This window comes from Streptomyces griseoflavus (assembly GCF_014649995.1).
Classification (GTDB): domain Bacteria; phylum Actinomycetota; class Actinomycetes; order Streptomycetales; family Streptomycetaceae; genus Streptomyces; species Streptomyces griseoflavus.
The window spans coordinates 1-1479 of sequence record NZ_BMUC01000050.1; the positions used below are offsets into that span (position 1 = coordinate 1).

Sequence of the window (1479 nt, forward strand, 5' to 3'; positions counted from 1 at the left end):
TCCAGCGCCCACCCCGTCCTCACCTACAGCATCGAAGAAGCCTCAACCGACGCCCTCACCACCGGCACCCTCCGCCGAGGCGAAGGCACCCTCACCCGCCTCCTCACCTCGGCAGCACACCTCCACACCCACGGCCACCCCGTCAACTGGCTCACACGCGGCGGCAACCACGCCACCGACCTCCCCACCTACCCCTTCCAGCACCAGCGCTACTGGATCAACCCCACCACCGACAGCCGGACGAACCTCTCCGGCGCGGGCCTGGCGGCCGCCGGTCATCCGCTGCTGGGGGCTGCCGTGGAGGTGGCCGGCACGGACACGCACCTGTTCACCGGGCTGCTGTCGTTGCAGAACCACCCCTGGCTGGCCGACCACGCCGTAGCCAGCACCGTCCTGCTCCCCGGCACCGGCTTCCTCGAACTCGCCCTCCAGGCCGGCCACCACGTCGACTGCGGCACCGTAGAGGAACTCACCCTCGAAGCACCCCTGATCCTTCCCGAACGGGGCGGGGTGGACGTGCAGTTGAACGTGGGCGCACCTGACGACTCGGGGCGGCGCGAGCTGACTCTTCACTCACGCGCGCAGGACGCCGGCAGCGACGAGCCGTGGACCCGGCACGCCACCGGCACCCTGGCCCCCGTAGAGCAGTCCCCGAGGCCCGATGCCGACATGACCACATGGCCGCCCTCCGGGGCCGAGCCGGTGGAGACCGAGGGCTACTACGACAGGCTGGCCGAGCAGGGCTACGGGTACGGCCCTGCCTTCCACGGCCTGCGGACCGCCTGGCGGCGCGGTGACGAGGTCTTCGCCGAGGTCGCGCTGCCGGAGGAGGAGTCCGCCGAGGCCGCGGAGTACGGCATCCACCCGGCACTGATGGACGCGGCGCTGCACGCGCTGGGTCTGGGCGTGCTGCCCGCGGCGGGCGAGGGCCGGGCGCGGCTGCCGTTCTCGTGGAGCGGGGTGACCCTGCACGCGGCGGGCGCCGCCGCGCTGCGGGTGCGCGTGGCTCCGCTCGGGGACGCCGAGGACACCGTGTCGGTCACCGTGGCCGACCCGGCCGGCATGCCGGTCGCCACGGCCGAGTCGCTGGTTGTACGGCCGGTGGTCACCGCGCAGTTGGAGGCGGCCGGTTCCTCCGTGAACGACAGCCTGTTCCGCATGGACTGGGTGCCGGCCTCCGCGTGGCTCTCCCCCATCGCGGCGCGGCGCTGGGCGGTCGTCGGGCCGGACCCGCTGCGGGTGGGACGGATGCTGGAGGAGACCGGTGCGACGGTCTTCGCGGCCGACGACCTGGACTCCGTGGCCACACTGGACGTCGTCCCGGACGTAGTGGTCGTGCCGTACGCGCCTCAGCAGGACGGCACCGACAAGCTCGCCGTGCGGGTTCATGAGGTGCTGTACGGGGTGCTGGATCTGGTCAAGCGGTGGCTGGCGGAGGAGCGGTTCGCCGACTCCCGGCTGGTCCTGTTCACCCGCAAC

Annotated in this window: 1 protein-coding gene; it reads left to right on the forward strand. The window is 72.7% G+C overall.

Translation table 11 applies throughout. The annotated features are described in order from the left end of the window. Positions 1 to 1479: polyketide synthase dehydratase domain-containing protein (locus IE172_RS34180; RefSeq protein ID WP_190101258.1), on the forward strand; the 1479-nt coding region annotated here is incomplete at both ends.